The following is an 18,912-nucleotide window of genomic DNA, read 5'->3' as shown; positions in this document are numbered from 1 at the left end:
TCCATTGTCTTTCCGTTTGTAGGATGACGGTGATGCTGTAATTAATAAAGGCAGAATATTTGGTGAATTTAACATACTAGCACTTGAGGCATGAGGGGGAATTTTTGAATGACAACTATACTTATTCGGAACGCAGTAGTTATGACTATGAACCACGACAATCAGATTTTCACAGGTGATGTCTTAATAGAGGGAAGCCGAATTGCCCAAATGGGCGAACGGTTGGACACACAGAATGTTGAACGTGTTATTGAAGCAGGCGGAAAAGTGCTGCTGCCCGGGTTTGTACAAACGCATATCCATTTATGCCAAACGCTGTTTCGAGGGAGGGCTGATGATTTATCACTCATTGAATGGTTGAAGGAAAAAATCTGGCCACTTGAGGCTGCTCATAGTGAGGATTCTGTTTACTACTCAGCCATGCTCGGGATTGGCGAACTGATTCGCAGCGGTACAACGACAATTCTGGATATGGAGACGGTTCATTATACAGAATCGGCTTTCCAAGCCATTAAAGAAAGCGGCATTCGAGCACTCTCTGGAAAAGTGATGATGGATCATGGTACGGAGGTGCCGCTTGCTCTGCAGGAAAATACTCAAAAATCGCTGCAGGACAGTGTGGATCTTCTCGAAAAATGGCATGGTGCTGAAAATGGGAGAATTCAATATGCCTTTTGCCCGCGTTTTGTTGTTTCATGCACCGAGGAATTGCTTATTGGCGTTCATGACTTGTCTGCCAAGTATGGTGTAATGGTGCACACGCATGCATCGGAAAACCAGGGCGAAATTGCAATGGTTGAGGCGGAACGCGGAATGAGAAATGTCGTCTATCTGGATCATATTGGACTTGCGAAGCCGAATCTCATTTTGGCACATAGCATTTGGTTAGATGAGGAGGAAAAAAGAATTATACGGGAGAGGGGAGTCAAGATTACTCATTGTCCGGGCTCTAATATGAAGCTTGCGTCAGGCGTTGCAGAAATTCCGCATCTTCTTGAGCAAGGGATTGATATTGGCATTGGTGCGGATGGCGCGCCTTGCAACAATAATTTGGATATGTTTCAGGAGATGCGCTTAACCGCTTATATGCAAAAGGTGAAGCATGGTCCTACGATTATGAATGCAAAAACGGTGCTGCGGATGGCGACGATGGGCGGAGCGAAGGTGCTTGGCTTAGAAAATGAGATTGGCAGTATTGAGACTGGTAAACTCGCAGATTTGCAGCTGCTTGATTTGGAGGATTTCCATGTGTATCCATCATTTGATGCTGATTGGTATTCAAGAGTTGTTTATGCGGCGACAAGAGGCGATGTTGATACCGTTCTTATTGATGGGCAAGTGGTCATGGAAAACAAGATCGTGAGGACGGTTGATAAAAAAGTTGTCTTAAAGGAAGCGGATCGCTCGCTCAAAAAATTGATCGCTCGATTGTAGCTGATAGGTTGAAGGCTAAGCTAATGATTACGCTGCGAGGGCTAAATGCGCTAATGCTAATGGAGGGATAGCGGATGGATATGCATGATGTATTGGAATCGTTGAAGGCAAGCGACGAGCCGAGTGTGCTCACTACCATTGTATGTGTTGAGGGTCATTCCTATCGTAAGACCGGAGCGTCGATGTTGTTCAGCTTCAGCGGTGATCAGATTGGATCAGTTAGCCCTGGCTGCTTGGAGCAAGATCTGTTGGAAAGGGCGGCGGGTGTATGGGATTCCGGTCAATTCATTTGTGTCGATTATAATATGAAGCCTGAAGAGGATGCTATATGGGGTGAGAGTGTGGGCTGCGGCGGCGAGATTCGCATGTTGCTGGAGCCTGTGGAAGGACGATTGCGGGCGATTTTGCTTGAAGCGAAAACAAAAAATGATGCCGGTATTTCCGTTAAGCTAATGCGAAGCTGGGATGAAAAAGAAATCAGCTACGCTCTTATTGATAACCTTGGCGATCACTCACTGGTGGACTATGAAGATGAACTGAACAACAATTCCAATCAAATGACGATCGTAATTACGCCTAGACCTCGTTTGGTGTTATTCGGGCTAGGAAAAGACGCGGAAGCTATCTATTCGTTAGCGATACAAATTGGCTTTCGTGTTATAGCAGCTGATTGGCGGCTGGCGTTATGTACGAAGGAAAGGTTTCCACACGCCGAATGTGTGATTGGATCTCCCGTACAAATTATGGAGCAGGTGCAACTCCGTCCAGATGATTATTTAATCGTATGCAGCCATAATTTGTCTCAGGATAAGGACATGATTAGGCTTGCACTGCCTCTAAAGCTTGTTTACATCGGCGTTCTTGGTTCAAAGAAGCGGATAAGGATGCTGTTTGAGACCTTTCTCATTCCATCCAATGTACACGCTCCGATAGGCCTCTCCATTCATGCAGATGGACCGTATGAAATAGCTGTCAGTGTTGCGGCTGAATTAATTGCCATACGTGCAGCAAGGAAAGGCAGCCTGCGACAGGAGGGGAGCAAACATGCGAATATCAGCCCTTTATTTAGCAGCAGGACAGAGCAGACGTATGGGAGTTCGAAAGCAATCGCTCGAGCTGTCGAAGAACAAGCCGCTGGCACGGATGGGGCTGCTGGCTCTGTTATCCAGCGATCTTCATGAAATCAAGGTTGTTGTTAATCCCGAAGATTCAAATGATTGGATAGGAGCAGAGGATAGTGCTGTAAGTGCTGCTCATCATTTTCGGTCAAGCGGCGTCACTGTGATTGAATGTGCGGAAGCGCAGAAGGGATTGTCCTATTCGATCCGCTGCGGCCTTGAAACGCTTCTGAGAGAGGGAGCTGCGCTTGATGCAGTTGTGGTTGTACTCGCTGATCAACCCTTTATTACTTCCGGAATGATTAATAGGCTTATCCGTTGCTGGAGCGAGCGTCCGGCTCTCGATTTTGTCGCAACCGCAGTGCATGAAGCGAATGAAGGGGAAATTGTTCTAATGCCTCCGGCGATATTATCCCGCTCCATGTTCGATTCTTTATTTCAATTAAAGGGCGATGCTGGAGCTCGTAAGTTGTTCGAATCAACTGAATTTCAAGGCTATGGGCTGCTGGCGTTAGATCGTGAGACATTATTTGACGTAGATACGCCAGCAGATTTTGCTTTAGCTAAAAAACGATATTTGGGTTTGTCTAAAGAGTGCTAGGGTCAATTAATTGTATGCGGCCTTAAAATGACCTCGTTTGGAGCGGGGTTAAGCGCTTATTTAGATGCAAACGGATCGGGGGAGTAATGTGAACATGAATGCTCAGGAGATCATGTCATCTCCTCTTGTATGGCATCCTCAGACGGCCGCAGAGGCATGGCTGCTTAAACAAAGCTATGGGTTTGATGGATTATATATTTCAGGTGGAACCTTGCTTCGAACGCAGTGGGAATCTGGTGTTTCTGCTATCCCGAAACATTTGATCAATTTGAGTGCTATTCGTGGATTAAACGAAGTTAAAATCGGCGAATCAGGCGTCATTATTGGCGTCCAAGTGACTTTGCAGGCTTGTCGGACGAATGCATTCCTGCAGCGTAATTTTCCACTAGTCACCGATGCTGTACGCGCAATAGCAGCGCCGTCCATACGGCATTTAGCAACGATTGGCGGCAATGTTTCCTCCTTAATTGGTGACGCTATTCCGGCTCTCCTTGCCTATGATGCTGAAGTGATTTGGTACAACGGTGTAATAGAGCAGCGCGCTCCTTTATCCAACTATTTGCTTCTAGCAAACGATCCGGCTCAAGGATGTGAGAGATTGCTCCTCAGCATCGTCCTGCCTTTCACATTATTAACGGAAGAGAGCACGGCGTGTGGGGATGAAGAGGAAAATACCATTTCGAAAATCAAGCATTTTGGCGCCTACCATAAAGTAGGACGTCGTGAAGCATTTACTCCTTCTATTGTAACTGCAGCCATATTAGGCGCGATTTCGTCCGCTGGCGTGCTCATGGAACTAAGAATCGCGCTTGGAGGAGGACAAACGCTTCCGCAAAGACTAGAACGTTTAGAAGCAGAAATCGTAGGAGCGGCTGTGGATCATCAGCTTCTTCAGCAAGCCTATGATTGTATTTTGCAAGAATACGAACCTAGGGAAGATTTATTCGCATCATCGTCGTATCGGAAGATTACAGCAGCTAACGTCATCGCAGCGGAGCTTTGGAAGGCAGCTAGAGATTGAGGAATGACAGGAAGGAGTGAGCGTATGCTCTTAAACCGCACAAGCAGCGGAGGTAGATGGCGAATCCGTCCTGATGGTCCAGGTAAAGTAACAGGCAGTCTGGCTTATTTAACCGATATGACTAGGGAGCATATGCTTTATGGCCTTGTTCTACGAAGCGAATATCCTCATGCGCGTATTCTGTCCATTCATACAGATAAAGCCAAGCAACTAACCGGTGTCCACGCCGTGCTTACCTTTGAAGATATCCCTGGATTAAATGCTTTTGGCATTGCGCATCCTGACCAGCCTGTTTTATGTGAGGAGCGAGTGAGATATGTGGGTGATGCAATAGCGACAGTAGCAGCTGAATCCCTTGCCATTGCACAAAGAGCTATTGCACTTATCGAAGTTGAATATGAAGTTTTGCAGGTAGTGGATGATCCTGAGCACGCGCTGCGGGATGATGCACCTCTGCTTCATCCAAAAGGCAATGCGATGCACCGGGCATCCTTTCATAGAGGGAACGCTGAGGCTGGATTCGAGCAATGTGCTTGTATCATAGAGGAAACCTATTACACGCCGCGCCAAATGCACACCTATATGGAAACGGAAGGCGGCTTGTTCGTGCCGGAGGCGAATCATCGGTTAACGGTATATTCACCAACGCAGCACGGCTTTATGGATCGTATGCAATTATCACGTATTTTAGCTGTACCACAAGAGGATATTCGGATCGTATCCAGCCCCATTGGAGGTTCTTTTGGCGGAAAGGACGAGTTGAATGTGCAGCCTTATGGGGCACTGCTCGCCACTTACACAGGAAAACCAGTCAAGATGCATAATTCGAGGCAGGAATCGGTTCGTGCTGGCTTAAAGCGGCATCCGATGAAAATTACGATGAAAACGGGCACTGACGCAGCAGGGAAATTAATTGCTCACCAAGTCAGACTTATTTCTGATACGGGTCCCTATTCAACGCTTGGAGCCGAGGTGCTTAATTTTGCTGTAGAGCATGTTATAGGTCCTTATCAATACGAGCATTTGGACGTTGAAGGCGTATCGGTATTTACGAACAACGGCATGTCGGGTGAATTCCGAGGTTTTGGCGGCAATCAAGCTATCTTCGCGCTTGAGGGACAATTGGATCGACTGGCTGAGCAGCTTGGCTTAGAGCCTTGGGCATTTCGCCAATTAAATATGCGCAAAATGGACGATCTCGGGCCATTTGATCAACCGATCGTGATGACCGAAGGTGCCGAGCGAGTATGGAGCGCTATAGCAAAGAGCCCATTGATGCAGGAGAAGCTGCAAACCAAGTCACGAAGCAAAGATGGCGCAGAACCTTGGGTGAAAACGGGCATCGGAGCCGCTTTTACGATGCATGGCGCAGGACTTGGGGTTGGTATTCCTGACCCTGCAGGCGGTCGCTTAGAGCTTGCGGAAGACGGGAAGATTGAAGCCGTATTCGGTTATGAGGAGTTTGGGCAAGGTCTCATTGCATCGCTGGAGCAGATGCTCATCGAGCAGTTCAAGTTAGGAGCAGATGATTTGCGGATCATTATCGGCGATACCGATGTCGTGCCAAACAGCGGTTCAACTACGGCTTCACGTGCAACAGCAATGATGTGGAAATCACTTCAAAAGTTAAAGCAGCCATTTACAGAGCAGTTGCTAAAACGAGCTGAAGCAGCGTTAAGACAGCCTGCTCAAGAGCTGCAATTGGGTGAAGGCGGCATAAGAGAGACGTCGAGCAACGCACTGCTGCTTACCTACCAAGAGCTCGCCGAAGCTTGCGATTCCCCTATTCGCTGTGAAACTTCTTTTTCATTTCCAACCTCACCTACAGAACGTGTAGGAGCACATTTTATGTATACCTATTCGGCCGTAGTTGTAAAGGTTGAGATTAATACGCTGACAGGCCGAGTTAAGGTGCTGCAGCAGTATCATGCGGTAGCGGCTGGACCTGTCATAAATCCACAAGGCTTCCTCGGTCAAATCGAAGGAGGCAGCAGTATGGCTCTTGGTTTTACACTTATGGAAGATGCGATTATGGAAAAAGGACAATATATTACTCAAAATTTGGATACGTATCTTGTTCCGACGATCATAGACCAAAAAGGGTTAGTAGAAGTGGAAGCCATTGAGCATTTGCCTGAGGGGGATGATTATGGGCCACGCGGTATTGGCGAGGTCGGATCGGTTACTCTAGCACCAGCTATCGCAGCTGCTATTAGGCAAGCTTGCGGGAAGTGGGTAACTAAACTGCCGGTAGACCCTGCTTTTTTGCAAGAAAAGCCATTATTTCTTATGAAGGGGTGAACGGAGATGAGCGATCATACTGCAAAAGCCCAAACACCGTTTGCACTCCAATGCTTCATTAATGAACAGGAGCTTAAGATTGAAACGGCAGCTTCCACCAGATTGCTGAGCATATTGCGTGATGACTTGGCGCTTACGGGGACGAAGCGATCATGTGATATCGGCAGGTGCGGTGCATGTATGGTATTGATTGACGGCCAGGCGGTCAATTCTTGTTTAACGATGGCTTATCAATGCACCAGCAAGCGGATTACGACGATAGAAGGTATTTCGTCAGAGGGGACCGACCCGATTGGGCAAGCCTTTCTAGAAGAAGGCGGCTTTCAATGCGGTTATTGCACACCGGGAATGATCGTTTCCGTTAAAGCGCTGCTCGACCACCAGCCAGAACCGTCATACGATGAAATTGCAGAAGCCTTATCAGGTAATTTGTGTCGCTGTACTGGATATGGCGGAATATGGAGAGCTGTGAAACGTGCCATTGAAGGGAGGCGTCAAGCGATATGAGAGATAGGCATGAGATCGATTCACGAGGGGTACTGGAAATGAAAATAAATATGGATCAAATCAATGCATGCACCCGTGAGCAGTTCATAACATGGCTTGGAACGATATTTGAGCATTCGCCTTGGGTGGCCGCTTCGGCAAGTGCAGCGCGTCCGTTTGCTTCGGTCGAAGCGCTTCATGACGCGATGATGAACGTTGTGCGGGAATCAAGAGTAGAGACGATTATTGATTTGTTCCGCGCCCATCCCGATCTTGGAACAAGGCTTGCGGTTGCCGAGTATTCCGCGATAGAGCAGCAAGGTGCTGGTTTGGATCAATTGACGGCAGATGAATACGAGCTCTTCCTCGGATTAAATCAAACGTATGTAAAATCTTTTGGGTTTCCCTTTATTTTCGCAGTAAGAGGAAAAAAGAAAGAGGATATACTCGCAGCGATGGAAGCTAGATTATGGCATTCTGCTGCTGAAGAAATAGAGCAAGCATTGCGAGAAATTGAGAAAATTTCCGGATTTCGTTTAAGAGATCTCATCATGGAGTAGAGAAAGGAACGATCATTATGCTAAAATTACGCAGCGGACGAACATTATATTATGGCAAAGGCGATGTGCTGAGCTACCGGACATACGCAATACCGCTTTCTGTTAAATCGATCCCTCAATCAACTTATACGGGTGATCCTAATATTATTTTTGCTCATAACATAACCTTCTCCGTGAGCAGCGAGGTGCTGCTTACCTCCTTTACGGAGGGTGACAATGCGCAGGTCGTAGCTACTGACTCGATGAAAAATTTTATATTACGGCAAACTGCTCATTATGAAGGAAGTACAACAGAGGGACTGCTAGCTTTCATAAGCGAGCGATTTATGGAGCGTTATTCGCATATAGATGCGATTGAGATTCGTGCGGATCGGCTGCCTTTCAACTCCGTCACGATTGCCGAAGGGAGCAGCTGGAACGATAGCCAGCTTGTGTTTCGAAGATCGCACAACGAGCATGCGAGCGCTTCGCAAAAATGGATACGTACAGCCAATAGCTTTCAACTGGCGGAACATGAAAGTGCTTTGTCCCACATTCAGCTCATTAAGGTGAGGGGCAGCTCGTTTTATGGATTCGTTCGCGATGAATATACAACTTTGCCTGAAAGCTATGATCGTCCTTTATTTATTTTCCTTCATATCTTTTGGACTTATGAGCATGCAGAGGATGCTTTGGACAGTAGGCGCGGAAATTATGTTCCATCCGAGCAGATTCATGATTTAGCCCACACGTTGTTCCATCTTGCAAACTCACCTTCCATTCAGTATTTAATCTATCAAATTGGAAAAAGCATTCTTACAACCTTCCCGCAGCTGTCTGAGGTTCGATTCGAGTCGAACAATCGGACATGGGAAACGGTAATGGAACCTGAGCATTCCGCAGCAGCAGGCGTGTTTACTGAACCACGTCCGCCTTATGGCTTCCAAGGATTCACTCTTACAAGAGCTGACCTGATTGAGGGAGAGTGATGCAGTGTGAACGGGAAAGTTACGACGCATGTTCTTGATCTTGCTGGAGGCAAACCGGTTGTTGGCATAACCATAGAGCTATGGTATTTGGGTGAGGAGAGTGCGGAAGCTGCAAACCAGCCTAGGCTCATTGGTTCTTATCAGACGAATGAAGATGGACGCGTTGATAAGCCATTGCTTCTGGGTGAAAGTATGGAGTGCGGAACCTATGAGATCGTTTTTGCAGCAGGAGAATTTTTTCGGCGATCGGAACATTTGTCAGCAATAGCAGAGAGCATATTTGATGAAATTCCAATTAGGTTCCGAATTCGCGATAAAAACTCGCATTATCACGTTCCATTATTAGTTGCTCCTGGCGGCTACAGCACCTATCGCGGAAGCTAGCTCATTTTGCGTTCATGTATACAAACTATCAGGATAGTGTATGAATATACCGAAAGGAGATTTGACGATGGCGTTAATGAATGAAAAAACTGCAGCTATGACAACGTTATTGTCGCAGCTGCCAAAGGTTGATTTGCATGTGCATTTAGATGGGAGCGTAAAGCCGGAGACCATTAGGGAGCTCGCTATAGAGCAAGGGAATCCTTTACAAATAGATTCGGAAACAGAGCTTCTGTCTCATATGCAGGTTGGAGAAACTTGCGAGAGCTTAAAGGAGTATTTGGACAAGTTTGGTTTTGTCTTGCCGTACTTGCAAACGGGATCAGCGTTAGAGAGAGTTGCATATGAGCTTGTTGAGCAGGCTGCAAACGATAAGGTAAGCTATATTGAAGTGCGCTTTGCTCCTCAGCTGCATCGCACACAAGGCTTAACCATTCAGGATGTCATCCAGCATGTGATAAATGGCTTAAAGCGCGGTGAGCAAGCATTTGGCACGGTAGCTAGAGCAATCATTATTTGTATGAGGCATCATTCCTATGCGCTCAATAAGGACGTTGTTGAAGAAGCAGCGCGATTTTATAATAAAGGAGTCGTTGCCGTCGATTTGGCTGGTGACGAGGCAGGATTTCCCGCCAAGCTGTTCCTTCAGCTCTTTGAAGAAGCACAGCAGCTGGGGCTGCCGATTACGATCCACGCGGGAGAAGCGGCAGGTGCGGAAAACGTCCGAGTCGCTATTACGGGCTTAGGTGCTGTACGTATCGGCCACGGCATTCGAATGCAGGAAGATCCGGAGGTCGTTGCTCTCGTGAGGGAACGGCAAATACCTTTGGAGATGTGCCCGCTCAGCAACATCCAGACAAAAGCTGTTCCAAGCTGGGACGCGTATCCGATCCGCCGTTATTTGGAGGAAGGGATCATTGTTACTGTAAATACGGACAACCGAACGGTTTCGAATACGACGATTCAGAAGGAATATGAGCAGCTGGCTGAGCATTGCGGTTTAACGATGAAGGATATCGCCAAAATCGTACTAAACGGCGCAAAGGCTGCTTTCTTAGAGGAAGAAGAAAAACAATTATTGATTGCTAAGCTGGAAAATGAATGGGCAGCAAAAGGATTTAAGGTTTAACAAAATATAAGGTAAAAGGCTTCACGTCAGATTTTTACGTGGGGCCTTTGTTTTTGCCCCTAAATCCTTGAATTTATTGAAAATGTTTCATCTGAGCTTTGACAGATAGATATTACTCCCAATCGCAACCATTTTCTGCTATATCCTGTGCACCTTGGGCTTTGTAATCCCTTACATCATGAACTAAGATGGAAAAAGTTATTAATTGTGTTTCGGGAGGGATTCGCATTAGTCCAGTTAAACGATATTTACTATGGGCAAAACCTTATTGGTGGTCGATAGGACTTATCATTTTGTTAGGTATGGTTCAATTCGTTGCACCTCTATCAACACCCATCTACACGCAAATTTTGCTCGACGATGTACTTGCAGGCAAAGGGGACTGGGGGCTTTATCAAATTGTAGGCATCATGGCTATTATTTTATTTTTTGGTGTTATTGTCAGCTTTTTAAGAAATTATTTCTCAGCAATGCTTGGCAATCGGATGATGAAGGATCTTCGCGAGCAGCTGTATCATCATCTGCAAAAAATGCCTGTCAGCTTCTATGATCAGAGGCAAGTAGGCGGAATATCCTCTAGAGTCATTCATGACATCGGAGGGGCTCAAAACTTGATTGGCGGGGGCATCATTAACCTTGTTCTCGATTTGTTTATGGTGCTTTTTGCGGGGTTTCTGTTGTTTCGGATGAATGTGTACTTAGCATCGCTTTCACTTATTATTTTGCCTTTCTATTACTTGTCATTTACGAACATGAATGTGCATATTCGGCTTGCATGGCGTTCGGTTCATCGGCAGATGGAGCGTATCTCAGGTACTCTCGTCGAGCGTATGGCGGGGATACGGATCGTGCAAGCATTCAATGGTGAAAGACAGGAGCGGGCCCGGTTTGGCAAGCAGACAAAGCAGCATTATAACCATACGGTGTACGCTCATTTATTTTCAAATGTGCTTGGGAGGCTAAGTGAATCTTTTGCCCATATCGGCGGCATTATCATTTGGCTCGGCGGAGGCAGCTTAGTGCTTGCCGGTAAAATGACAGCAGGTGAAATTATCGCTTTTCAATTGCTGCTGGGCAATCTTTATGGACCGATACAGCGATTCGCAGATGTTAATGTCACCATTCAAAACTCGATTACAAATATCGAACGAGTGTTTGAAATGCTTGATGAGAAACCTTCGATTAAGGAGTCAGATGATGCGCTTCCTATGCCAAGGTGTGATGGGCATGTCGTTTTCGTTAATGTTACCTATAACTATAAAACACGAAATGTAATACCTGCACAAACCTTTAACGGTACTGAAGACACGGATATCATCGAACGTGAGAAGGCGACTAAACGGTTTTATTGGAAACCAACGAATGTACATCCATTCCCGCCGGAAGTTACGATTGAAGAAAGACAGGGCATAAAGGACATTACGTTTGAAGCGCGCTCCGGCGAAGTGATTGCGCTTGTGGGGCCAAGCGGCGCAGGCAAATCGACTTTAATCAACCTTATTCCGCGATTTTATGAGCCTGTAGAGGGTACGGTATTTATTGACGGCGTCGATGTGCGTGATTACAATCTGGATGATTTGCGAAAGCATATTGCATTGGTTTTACAGGAAAACATTCTTTTCTCGGGCACGATCAGGGATAATCTGGTTTATGGTCGACCCGATGCTACGGATAACGAGGTTGTTGCAGCTGCAAAAGCAGCAAATGCCCATGATTTCATTATCGCGTTTAAGGACGGTTATGAAGCTGTCATCGGTGAACGAGGCATGCGATTGTCGGGCGGACAAAAGCAAAGGCTTGCCATTGCGAGAGCGATTTTGAAGGATCCCAAAATATTAATTTTGGACGAAGCGACATCTGCTCTTGATTCCGAGTCGGAAGCTATGGTCACAGAGGCGCTTGAACGCCTCATGGTTGGAAGGACAACATTTGTCATTGCGCATCGTTTAGCTACTGTTGTTCGCGCCAATCAGATATTGGTTATCGATGATGGAGAAATTGTACAAAGAGGAAGCCATCGCACGCTGCTTCGGGAAGGCGGACTTTATCGCAAATTGTATGAACAGCAATTGAAGGCAATGAAGCCTGAAGAGATGACAGGATTGGCGCAATAAAGAACAAAAGAAGAGGCTGTCCTTCAAGGTCTAAATCTACATTGACCTTGAGGGACAGCCTTTTTTGTTACGAGGCATTTATTGTACTCATTCGAGGTTTGAAACCCAATTGGCTCAGAGAAGCCTGAATTATTTCAAAAGCCATAGCGAAGGAACATTAGAAGGTTCCCAGCCTACAAGCGAGGTATGAGATTGACGACACTCGTATGTGGAGCCATTGTACGAAACAAGTGTACCTGTTGTGTATGCTGTATTGGCAGCCCAAGGTGCAGCCGTTGAAGCGGCAGCCGTTGTTCCAGTAACCGTGCTTGCAGCGGAAACATTGCCGGCAGCATCGATCGCTTGAACATTAAATGTATAAGCTGTGCTTGCGCTAAGTCCTGTAACCGTGTAGAAGGTTGCAGTGCCGGCTACTGTTGTAACTAAAGTTGTTCCGTTATAAATGCGGTAGCCTGATACTCCTACATTATCAGTTGATGGGTTCCACATAAGCATTAAGCTGCTGGATGTTGGCGCACCCATTACATGAAGGGCGCCTGGTGCAGTTGGCGCTTGTGTATCATTGCCGACTGGAGCGTTCGTTGTAACTGACAACGAGTTGCTTGCACTGGATTCATTGCCAGCATTGTCGATGGCCTTGACGCTGAATGTGTAAGCTGTATTCGCAGCTAATCCCGTTACATTGTAAGCAAGAGTTGTTCCGGAAACGGAACCAGTTAAAGTGCTTCCGTTATATATCCGGTATCCGGTAACGCTTACATTGTCCGTCGAAGCATTCCATGCCAAGGACACGCTGTTCGTAGTTTTCGCTGTAGTCGTTAAAGCGGAGGGTGCTGTAGGGGCTTGCGTATCAACAGGATTGCTGCCGCTGAAGTTTGCATCAATGACATTGTAGAAAGCGTTAGGTGTGTCAGCGACTTCCCAAACCGCCAAAATGATATGATATCCGCTGCGTTCAGGTACGTTGCAGCTGTTCGAATAGGAGAATGGAGGCTGCGTGCCGCCATAATTTACAGAACAGAATGGCGTTAAATCAAAGGAGTCCCGAGTTAGCGCAGCATTTGGATTCCAATTTGGTTTCGTTATATAGTATTTCCAGCTAGCTGTTGCATGATTAGCAGTCAGCTTCCAAGTAAATGTATTTGGACCGGAAGACATATTCACTTTCGACCAGCGAGTAGCGGATTGCTCATCAAGTTTAGGGAAAGCGCCATTAGCGCTAGCTATTTTACCGTCAGCAGGACCTGCTGCGGGGAAACCCTTAGGTGCTTCAAGGCTTTGAGGCTCATAAACGATTGGACCACAATCGGTATTTTGACCAGATTTACAAAGTGCAGCACGGCTGGCAGGCCCTTCAACATAACCATGTGCAAAAAGCTGTTGGGAGAATAGCGTCAATCCTAGAGCAGTAATAAGCAGAATGCCAATGTAAGTACGAAGATGTTTTACCTTAAAATGTGATGAACGAATAGTTGACAATGCAGTAGCCTCCTTCAAATTTGGGGAAGATGGAATTGCCGTCACGTCTAAGAGCTGGAATGACCAACGCTTATTCGTTTCGTGTTGCATTTGAGCAAACGTGCGGGAACAAACCTCCTGTTCATAGAGATTGTATATATAAACTCCAAAGAGTTCATATCCAGTTTAGTTTGTGTATTCTGCGCTGTTCAAAAGGGCAATTGGCTCTAGATTGATGAATGGCTAAATCATTTTAGGAGGTCATTACGGGTGTTTAGGGGGGACAAATGTATAATGTGTTTGTCACTGAACTCAGTGTACTACATTTTCGCGACAATTATGAGTGTATTTTGGAGCATTTAATCAAACTTTTGATTGAATATCACAAATAAAGGATTAAAACGATTATAAAATGACGCTTATGCCGCATGGATAAAGGCTTTTTCGATGAATGGTGAAAGGTATTATTATCATTTTTACATTGATTTTGGAAGATATTCTAGGACTTTGGATAGGAGAAAAATCTCTTTTTACTGAAAAACTCAGCAAAGACAGCCAAATTGCAAAAAAAGTGATTTGACTATGAATCCGATTGAAACAGCAGACATATAGAAAAACATAAAAAAAGGCGAATTTTCATTCCTAATAGAATGGAAATTCGCCTTTATCACTTTAGATATATTTTTAAAATATCAGTAGATTATTTCATTGCAGCAGCTGCGCTGTAAACTACAGGGAAGTGCTCGCCTGATAAGATATCTCCCTCATTAACCGTTACATAAGGCACCATGGGATGATTGCTTGTTGGCGAATAGATGGTGTGGCCAGGCATGTAATGAACAGCGATTGCTCTACGTTTAAGCTCGGAACGGTTGTGCGGGCTGCCATGCCAAGTGAGGCTGTGATGGTAGCCGACCTGTCCTTTCTTTATCTCGAACGGTACAGCTTCAACGACTGCGCCTTCAGGCAGCAATTCTGGCTTGCGATGAAAAGGCATAAAGTCAGGCGTACTTGCTAGATATTTTTGGTGATCGCCCCATCTATGACTGCCGGGTACCATCCACATGCAGCCGTTTTCGATGACTGCATCGTCAAGGGCAACCCATGCACTGACGAGGTCAGCTGGCTGAATAACCGGCCACAGCGGATGATCCTGATGCCATGGCGTCGGTCCACCCGTTACCGGTGGTTTATACTGAATCTGATCATGCCAGACACGAAGGGTATCGGTTTTGCATAATTGTGCGATTTCTTCGCAAATAACCGAATGTCCGGCATGCTGCAAATAAGCATCGCTAGCCATCCATATATTTACGATTTGCACTACCTTTTCACTGACGCTCATCTTCATGCCTTTGTATAAGGAGTCAGCTTCTTCCTCACGCATATTGTGGTTAAGAATGGGTTTCTTGACCGCTTTTCCTTCCATAACCAAATCTAGTTCCTCGCGTAAACGTTCAACCTCAGCATCGTTTAAGACCACATCGCCTTTCAAAAAACCATTTTTCTCGAATTCAGCTAACTGTGCAGCATTCAACATCCTCTTGCACCTCTCCTCAAGCTTGATTATGATTGTTGATAACCTAATCATAATGAAAGCGTGAAGCATTGTATTTTCCTAAATCAATGAATCATTTGTGTTTTTCTTATCATGTGGAGAAAAGGAGCGCATATGTCTACTATCGAGCTTGAGAAAATAGCACCAACAGTCAACTTCGCCGTTAGACAAACGGCGGAAGCAGGCGAGAATTGGGGAGTTCGAGTCATTCCTGACTGCCAAATCATGAACGTCATTACTGGCTGTGCCGAGCTATATATCAATAATCAGACCTATACGATCGGACCTGGAGAATGCGTGTACTACGGTTCTGATTGTCAGTCCTATTTGAAAGCAACGGAGAAAACGGACTTTTACAGCATTCATTTCAGTTGGCAGCATGATTCGCCAGAGCCTGTGCATCCTGGACTTGGCATTCGTTTTTTCAATTCATGGCCGCCACAGGGTGTTTCTAACAATCCGGTACTTGTGTGCGGGACGGCAAGCCAGCTTCTTATGCCCACATTGTTTGAAGTGCCTGGGCTGGAAGCGATATGGACGCGTATGGTTAAGGAGTATAAAGGGGAGCAGCCGGGATATACCATGGCACTTCGTGCGTTAATGATCCAAGCAATCACGGTTATGTATCGGCATATGCTGGAAGGCAGTTTGTCGGCTAATGCCAATCATAAAATAGAACCTGCTATTCAAGCGATGCAGCTGCAGCCAGATTACAACTGGTCGGTAGCGGAGCTTGCTGCATTATGCGGTTATCATCCTATCCATTTCTCTAAATTGTTCAAGGAAGAAGCGGGTCTTACACCGAAGCATTTTATTATTAGAGAACGGATTAAGAGAGCGAAGCAGGCTCTTCTTCTAGGGGAGAAGATGGAGTCGCTTTCGATAAGGCTCGGATTCAAAAGCATTCATTATTTCAGCCATCAATTTAAGGAAGTAACGGGGCTTACGCCGTCTCAATTTCGCATGCTTGGACAAACGAAGAAAACAATAAATGATAAGAAGCAAGAATGAGGTATCGAAATCATCGTATAGTTGCTATACTAGTTGGACATTTGTTTATAGGTATAATTTGAAGGTGGAGATAGAATGGTAGACACGAATAGTCGTGCACAAGAGTTATTCACTGCCTACTACGGCAATTATTTTCAGATGCATCGCGCGGGAGAGCTAGAGGAGTACAAGTCCTACGAGATTGCAAAAGAAACGGAAACGGCATGGTACGATGTTTTGATTGCCAAAAACGCCAGTGAGCTGTCGATTAGAAACTGGGACGCTGTTCTTGAGCTGCTGTCGATCGCCAAAAACAATTCAGATCCAATAATAGTAGAGCATGTTATGGCTTTCGCTAATCGTCACGTCAAGTCGTCCGATAGTATCGTAAAGCTGATGTATGCTGAAAATATGATCGAAATAATTAAACTAGTTAGAAGTAAAGCGAGTACCGAGCTGCTTCATCAAGCGTATAAATCAGCCGCTCAGCTTCTGGATGACGTTATGTCGAGTGCGTTGATCATCGATCCGGGTCATGATTTAAAATCGTTAAACCTAAAGGACAAAAAGTCCTTGAATCATAGAGCAGCAATAAATATTGAGATGATAAAAGAAATGCTTGCTGAGGATCAACAAGCTTAATTTTGGAGGTAGATATGAAAAAGACTAACAGGCTCGCTGCCATCGGAATGGTCCTATTGCTCTTGTTTGCATTAGCGATATGGAATTCTTACTCGAATGTAACAGGAGCACAGGTGAAAGTGATTGAGGTTCATGAAACAGCCATCAAAATTCAGGATTTGAGCGGGCATCAAGACATGATTCAAATTCCTAAAGGCATCTATAAACTAATTGAAGTGGATCATGATTATTATATTAAATATGAACACCGAAAATGGGAAAGACCTACGCTCGTTTCCATTGAGCCATAATAAATCTAAAGGGATTGCTCGGCGCGAGTCAGCAATTCCTTTTTTTTATTTACCCATTAATTATGCGATACCTGCGTAAAATTTTGTTGCTTCCACCTCATCGTTATGTCAGGATTTAAGTAGACCTATCAATATTACCCAGTACGCCACATAAAAAGAGAGAGGGTTATTTTATGGATGAGAGGGTAGCGAGAATTAGAGAGGAAGAGAAAAAATATCACGAAGCCTGCTATGATGATTATAAATTGTTTGAGGAAGGCTCGTGGCTGCATAAGCCTGTGCTGACGGTTATGAAAAATCTTGACTTACTTGATCAATCAGGCCCGCTATCTGTTCTTGATTTAGGCTGCGGAGTAGGTAGAAATAGCATACCGATAGCGAAGGTATTGCAAGAACATCATATTCTGGGACAAGTGGTATGCGTGGATCTCTTGGAGTCAGCCCTCAGTAAGCTAATGAGTTATGGCGAGCAATTTGGAGTGCATCATTTACTAAAGCCTGTTGCAAGCGATATAGGCAATTTTACAATTTCAGAGAAAGAATATGATTATATTGTAGCAGTATCCTCGCTGGAGCATGTGAATACCGAAGCGATGTTACATCATACACTGCATCATATGACTGCGGGTACAAAAGATAATGGAATCAATTGTATCATCATAAACACCAATATTCGCGAAACAGATATACGAAGCGGCGAAAGTCTAGAAGTTCTTATTGAAGTAAATATGGAAACACAAGCGATGGAGCATTTGTTATGCAAAGCATATATGAGCTGGGAAGTCATTAACCACCACGTCAAACAGCTGGAATTTGCAATCGTTAGAAATGAAAGGGATATTTTGCTGAGCAGTGATTGCATCACTTTTGTCGTCCGAAAGATAGCATAAATTGTAGGTTGACAATAACATTGAGGAGGTTGATCAAATGAATCTTAGACCGATGAAATCTTTCTATATGGGGCTTCTGACAAGTTTTGTACTTGGCATGAATGCCGTTATTCAATTTATAAACATTTATATGAATGATGGTCCTGAAGCTATAGGTTTCTTTTTCTTCTTTATGGGTTTTGTAATGATTGTTTTTTTTATAGTATACGTCGTGGATGTATTCAACAAAAACTACCAAATTATCCATGCCAAAATGGTTAGCAAGCATAAAAATATTATTTATGCTTTAAACGAAAACGGCAAAGTGAAACGAATTAGAGTCATCTATCCTGAAATTTTAAATGAGTTAGTTCCTGGGCAGCAGCTCGAAATCACATTGTCATCGACTCTATCAATACCGCTTCATATTGTTACAGTTGGCAAATCTAATGAAGGACATTTACATAACCATTTTGTGAAGTGTTTCCAACATATCGCGTGGGCGAATGCTCAAGTTATTATGGCGTTGAAATCGAGTGACCTTCCTATGGAGAAGTCATTAAGCTTGCTTAGTCATGTCCTTGCTGCCGAGAAGGTATGGCTAACCCGTATTAATGGAGAAGATAGTGCGGGGATGGCGATTTGGCCGACGCACACCTTAGAGCAATGTGAACATTTCGCTGAGCAAAATAAAGCGGACTATGAAATTTTGTTCTCCAAGCTGGTTGAATCGGACTATGGGAATGAAAGTGATTACTCAGACAGTAAAGGAAATCCGTTCACTACAAAAATAAGCGATATCCTTACGCAGGTTGTTTTGCATGGCAGCTACCACCGCGGACAAATCGCTTTATTGCTTAGGCAAGCTGGAGCAGATCCGATACTTACAGATTATATTATCTATGAGCGACAGGCAGCTTTAATAGAAAAAAGTATGCCAATTTCGAAATAGAAGTTGAATATGACGAAGCGAATCGTTAGTATAGAAC

19 protein-coding genes are annotated in these 18,912 nt (G+C 44.9%); 17 read left to right on the top strand and 2 right to left on the bottom strand.

Features of this window, described 5'->3' with window-relative positions:
• Positions 1 to 108 precede the first annotated feature (108 nt).
• The 11 genes from AC1DM9_RS12360 (at position 109) to AC1DM9_RS12310 (ending at position 12,116) form a co-directional block, all read left to right on the top strand.
• Positions 109 to 1,434, top strand: a complete 1,326-nt coding sequence (locus tag AC1DM9_RS12360) for a 5'-deoxyadenosine deaminase (RefSeq protein WP_477580230.1) — start codon at positions 109 to 111, stop codon at positions 1,432 to 1,434.
• 74 nt (positions 1,435 to 1,508) lie between these two features.
• The gene (locus AC1DM9_RS12355) at positions 1,509 to 2,615 is read left to right on the top strand and encodes an XdhC family protein (RefSeq protein ID WP_477550356.1); all 1,107 of its coding nucleotides are present in this window, start codon (positions 1,509 to 1,511) and stop codon (positions 2,613 to 2,615) included.
• Positions 2,524 to 3,153 (top strand): nucleotidyltransferase family protein, encoded by a 630-nt coding sequence (locus AC1DM9_RS12350; RefSeq protein ID WP_477580228.1) that lies wholly within the window; start codon positions 2,524 to 2,526, stop codon positions 3,151 to 3,153. The genes AC1DM9_RS12355 and AC1DM9_RS12350 overlap by 92 nt, the downstream gene beginning before the upstream one ends.
• Positions 3,154 to 3,247: 94 nt before the next feature.
• Positions 3,248 to 4,174: an FAD binding domain-containing protein gene (locus AC1DM9_RS12345; RefSeq protein ID WP_477580226.1), complete on the top strand. Its 927-nt coding sequence runs from the start codon at positions 3,248 to 3,250 to the stop codon at positions 4,172 to 4,174.
• 24 nt (positions 4,175 to 4,198) lie between these two features.
• Positions 4,199 to 6,475 (top strand): xanthine dehydrogenase subunit D, encoded by a 2,277-nt coding sequence (pucD, locus tag AC1DM9_RS12340; protein ID WP_477580556.1) that lies wholly within the window; start codon positions 4,199 to 4,201, stop codon positions 6,473 to 6,475.
• Between the two features lie 6 nt (positions 6,476 to 6,481).
• On the top strand, positions 6,482 to 6,982 hold the full coding sequence (locus tag AC1DM9_RS12335; protein WP_477580224.1) for a (2Fe-2S)-binding protein: 501 nt from the start codon (positions 6,482 to 6,484) through the stop codon (positions 6,980 to 6,982).
• Positions 6,979 to 7,521: a 2-oxo-4-hydroxy-4-carboxy-5-ureidoimidazoline decarboxylase gene (gene uraD, locus AC1DM9_RS12330; RefSeq protein ID WP_477580222.1), complete on the top strand. Its 543-nt coding sequence runs from the start codon at positions 6,979 to 6,981 to the stop codon at positions 7,519 to 7,521. The genes AC1DM9_RS12335 and uraD overlap by 4 nt, the downstream gene beginning before the upstream one ends.
• Positions 7,522 to 7,538: 17 nt before the next feature.
• Positions 7,539 to 8,489, top strand: a complete 951-nt coding sequence (pucL, locus tag AC1DM9_RS12325; protein ID WP_477580220.1) for a factor-independent urate hydroxylase — start codon at positions 7,539 to 7,541, stop codon at positions 8,487 to 8,489.
• A 6-nt stretch (positions 8,490 to 8,495) separates the two neighbouring features.
• Positions 8,496 to 8,873 carry a hydroxyisourate hydrolase gene (uraH, locus tag AC1DM9_RS12320; RefSeq protein WP_477550362.1) on the top strand — a complete coding sequence of 126 codons (378 nt, stop codon included), beginning with the start codon at positions 8,496 to 8,498 and terminating at the stop codon, positions 8,871 to 8,873.
• A 67-nt stretch (positions 8,874 to 8,940) separates the two neighbouring features.
• On the top strand, positions 8,941 to 10,002 hold the full coding sequence (add, locus tag AC1DM9_RS12315) for an adenosine deaminase (protein WP_477580218.1): 1,062 nt from the start codon (positions 8,941 to 8,943) through the stop codon (positions 10,000 to 10,002).
• Positions 10,003 to 10,190: 188 nt separating this feature from the next.
• Positions 10,191 to 12,116, top strand: a complete 1,926-nt coding sequence (locus AC1DM9_RS12310; protein WP_477580216.1) for an ABC transporter ATP-binding protein — start codon at positions 10,191 to 10,193, stop codon at positions 12,114 to 12,116.
• A 129-nt stretch (positions 12,117 to 12,245) separates the two neighbouring features.
• On the opposite strand, the gene AC1DM9_RS12305 is transcribed toward AC1DM9_RS12310, so the two are convergent.
• Positions 12,246 to 13,595: a lytic polysaccharide monooxygenase gene (locus AC1DM9_RS12305; RefSeq protein WP_477550365.1), complete on the bottom strand. Its 1,350-nt coding sequence runs from the start codon at positions 13,593 to 13,595 to the stop codon at positions 12,246 to 12,248.
• Between the two features lie 430 nt (positions 13,596 to 14,025).
• Between AC1DM9_RS12305 and AC1DM9_RS12300 the strand changes: the two genes are divergently transcribed.
• Complete coding sequence (locus AC1DM9_RS12300) at positions 14,026 to 14,154, top strand: hypothetical protein (protein WP_477580214.1); 129 nt, start codon at positions 14,026 to 14,028, stop codon at positions 14,152 to 14,154.
• A gap of 120 nt (positions 14,155 to 14,274) precedes the next feature.
• On the opposite strand, the gene AC1DM9_RS12295 is transcribed toward AC1DM9_RS12300, so the two are convergent.
• Complete coding sequence (locus tag AC1DM9_RS12295) at positions 14,275 to 15,114, bottom strand: phytanoyl-CoA dioxygenase family protein (protein WP_076269320.1); 840 nt, start codon at positions 15,112 to 15,114, stop codon at positions 14,275 to 14,277.
• Between the two features lie 111 nt (positions 15,115 to 15,225).
• On the opposite strand from AC1DM9_RS12295, the gene AC1DM9_RS12290 reads away from it, so the two are divergent.
• The 5 genes from AC1DM9_RS12290 to AC1DM9_RS12270 all read left to right on the top strand — a co-directional run bounded on the left by AC1DM9_RS12290 (position 15,226) and on the right by AC1DM9_RS12270 (position 18,875).
• Positions 15,226 to 16,143 carry a helix-turn-helix transcriptional regulator gene (locus AC1DM9_RS12290; RefSeq protein ID WP_477580212.1) on the top strand — a complete coding sequence of 306 codons (918 nt, stop codon included), beginning with the start codon at positions 15,226 to 15,228 and terminating at the stop codon, positions 16,141 to 16,143.
• A gap of 75 nt (positions 16,144 to 16,218) precedes the next feature.
• Positions 16,219 to 16,764 carry a hypothetical protein gene (locus AC1DM9_RS12285; RefSeq protein WP_441885778.1) on the top strand — a complete coding sequence of 182 codons (546 nt, stop codon included), beginning with the start codon at positions 16,219 to 16,221 and terminating at the stop codon, positions 16,762 to 16,764.
• A 14-nt stretch (positions 16,765 to 16,778) separates the two neighbouring features.
• Entirely contained in the window at positions 16,779 to 17,054 is a 276-nt protein-coding gene (locus AC1DM9_RS12280; protein WP_477511996.1) for a hypothetical protein, read from the top strand.
• A 173-nt stretch (positions 17,055 to 17,227) separates the two neighbouring features.
• A complete protein-coding gene (locus AC1DM9_RS12275) occupies positions 17,228 to 17,944 on the top strand; it encodes a class I SAM-dependent methyltransferase (RefSeq protein ID WP_477580210.1) in 717 nt (238 codons plus the stop codon).
• Positions 17,945 to 17,981: 37 nt separating this feature from the next.
• Entirely contained in the window at positions 17,982 to 18,875 is an 894-nt protein-coding gene (locus AC1DM9_RS12270) for a DinB family protein (protein ID WP_477580208.1), read from the top strand.
• Positions 18,876 to 18,912: the final 37 nt, after the last annotated feature.

It is taken from the genome of Paenibacillus sp. 01T431, from assembly GCF_056398625.1.
This window is presented reverse-complemented; position numbering and strand designations above follow the sequence as displayed.

What these genes read in the sequence shown, in the direction of transcription:
- AC1DM9_RS12310 (WP_477580216.1), top strand. Translation starts at nt 10,191, where the DNA reads ATGGAAAAAGTTATTAATTGTGTTTCGGGAGGGATTCGCATTAGTCCA.
- AC1DM9_RS12270 (WP_477580208.1), top strand. Translation starts at nt 17,982, where the DNA reads ATGAATCTTAGACCGATGAAATCTTTCTATATGGGGCTTCTGACAAGT.
- AC1DM9_RS12295 (WP_076269320.1), bottom strand. Translation starts at nt 15,114, where the DNA reads ATGTTGAATGCTGCACAGTTAGCTGAATTCGAGAAAAATGGTTTTTTG.
- add (WP_477580218.1), top strand. Translation starts at nt 8,941, where the DNA reads ATGGCGTTAATGAATGAAAAAACTGCAGCTATGACAACGTTATTGTCG.
- AC1DM9_RS12290 (WP_477580212.1), top strand. Translation starts at nt 15,226, where the DNA reads ATGTGGAGAAAAGGAGCGCATATGTCTACTATCGAGCTTGAGAAAATA.
- AC1DM9_RS12300 (WP_477580214.1), top strand. Translation starts at nt 14,026, where the DNA reads ATGGTGAAAGGTATTATTATCATTTTTACATTGATTTTGGAAGATATT.
- AC1DM9_RS12360 (WP_477580230.1), top strand. Translation starts at nt 109, where the DNA reads ATGACAACTATACTTATTCGGAACGCAGTAGTTATGACTATGAACCAC.
- AC1DM9_RS12280 (WP_477511996.1), top strand. Translation starts at nt 16,779, where the DNA reads ATGAAAAAGACTAACAGGCTCGCTGCCATCGGAATGGTCCTATTGCTC.
- AC1DM9_RS12350 (WP_477580228.1), top strand. Translation starts at nt 2,524, where the DNA reads ATGGGAGTTCGAAAGCAATCGCTCGAGCTGTCGAAGAACAAGCCGCTG.
- AC1DM9_RS12335 (WP_477580224.1), top strand. Translation starts at nt 6,482, where the DNA reads ATGAGCGATCATACTGCAAAAGCCCAAACACCGTTTGCACTCCAATGC.
- pucL (WP_477580220.1), top strand. Translation starts at nt 7,539, where the DNA reads ATGCTAAAATTACGCAGCGGACGAACATTATATTATGGCAAAGGCGAT.
- uraD (WP_477580222.1), top strand. Translation starts at nt 6,979, where the DNA reads ATGAGAGATAGGCATGAGATCGATTCACGAGGGGTACTGGAAATGAAA.
- AC1DM9_RS12275 (WP_477580210.1), top strand. Translation starts at nt 17,228, where the DNA reads ATGGATGAGAGGGTAGCGAGAATTAGAGAGGAAGAGAAAAAATATCAC.
- AC1DM9_RS12345 (WP_477580226.1), top strand. Translation starts at nt 3,248, where the DNA reads ATGAATGCTCAGGAGATCATGTCATCTCCTCTTGTATGGCATCCTCAG.
- pucD (WP_477580556.1), top strand. Translation starts at nt 4,199, where the DNA reads ATGCTCTTAAACCGCACAAGCAGCGGAGGTAGATGGCGAATCCGTCCT.
- AC1DM9_RS12285 (WP_441885778.1), top strand. Translation starts at nt 16,219, where the DNA reads ATGGTAGACACGAATAGTCGTGCACAAGAGTTATTCACTGCCTACTAC.
- AC1DM9_RS12355 (WP_477550356.1), top strand. Translation starts at nt 1,509, where the DNA reads ATGGATATGCATGATGTATTGGAATCGTTGAAGGCAAGCGACGAGCCG.